This window comes from Arthrobacter sp. 05T444 (assembly GCF_056395905.1).
In genome coordinates this window covers 1-1,399 of sequence record NZ_JBFTKK010000053.1, presented here as the reverse complement: position 1 = coordinate 1,399, position 1,399 = coordinate 1, and the positions used below count along the sequence as shown (strand labels likewise).

The window sequence follows — 1,399 nt, the reverse complement described above, 5'->3', positions numbered from 1 at the left end:
AGCCGTTGATGACTTGGGGGATGCCGAGGGCTTTGAGGCCTTCGACGCCGAATTCCAGGCCGTACCCGGATTGTTTGGCGCCGCCGAAGGGGACGCGGGGGTCAACGGCGCCGTGCTTGTTGATCCACACGGTGCCGGCCTCGATGCGGGCTGCGACCGCACGTGCGCGGGCCGGATCGGAGGACCAGACCGAGGCGCCAAGCCCGACGTCGAGTCCGTTCGCTTTGGCGACGGCCTCGTCCACGGTGCKGTAGCGGATGATGGGCAGGGCCGGGCCGAACTGTTCCTCGGCCACGAGGGGGTTGTCGTTGTCGATGTCGGCGACCAGCGTGGTGGGGTAGAAGTAGCCCGGCTGGTCCATGGCCGGGTTGCCGCCGAGCAGCACGCGCGCGCCGGAATCCTTGGCGGCTTCAACGAGCCCTGCCACGATGTCGAACTGCTGCTTGTTCTGCAGCGGGCCCAGGACGTTGTTCTCGTCCAGCCCCACGCCCATGGGCATGGCGGCGGCGACGGCGGTGAGGGCCTCGCAGACGGCGTCGTAGATGTCGTCGTGGACGTAGAGGCGCTTGAGGGCCGCGCAGGTCTGGCCGGTGTTGATGAAGGCGCCCCAGAACAGGCCTTCAGCAATCGCGGMGGGRTCYGCGTCGGGGAGGACGATGCCGGCGTCGTTGCCGCCAAGTTCCAGGGTGAGGCGCTTGACGGTGTCGGCGGAGGATTTGATGATTGCCTTGCCGGTGGCGGTGGAGCCGGTGAACATGACYTTGCCGAYGGCGGGGTGTTCGGCCAGGCGGGCACCGACGTCGCGGCCGCCGGAGACGACCGTGAGGAGGCCTTCGGGGAGTTCCTCGTTGAGGACCTTGGCCAGGGCCAGGACGGACAGCGGGGTGTATTCGGACGGTTTGACCACCACGGCGTTGCCCATCCGCAGGGCGGGGGCGATCTGCCAGATGGTGATCATCATGGGCCAGTTCCACGGGCCGATGGCACCGACGACGCCGATGGGCCGGTAGTGCAGTTCKGCGCGGGTTTCGCCGTCGTCCACGACGGTTTCCGCCTCCAGCGGCGTTCCGGCGGCGGCGCGCAGCCAGGCGGCGCAGGCGCCGACTTCGAAGCGGGCGTTGGGGCCGTTSAGCGGCTTGCCCTGCTCGCGGGAGAGCAGGCGGGCGAGTTCCTCGGCGGAGCGTTCGACGGCGTCGGCWGCCTTSAGSAGCGCGGAGCTCCGGGCGTCGTGGCCCAGCGCCGCCCACGCCGGCTGGGCGGCCGATGCGGCGGCTATGGCCTGCTCCAGGTCCTGGACGCTGTGGACCGGCGCCTCACCGACTGCTTCTCCGGTGGCGGGGTCAAGGATGGTCCGGGTTTCGCCGGACTCCGGGGTGATCGAGGCCAGCAGGGCATCGTA

1 protein-coding gene is annotated in these 1,399 nt (G+C 69.8%); it reads right to left on the bottom strand.

The window, feature by feature from the left end:
• Positions 1–1,399, bottom strand: a 1,399-nt coding sequence (locus tag AC1DD3_RS22030; protein WP_476882524.1) for an aldehyde dehydrogenase family protein, incomplete at both ends; no start/stop codon positions are given.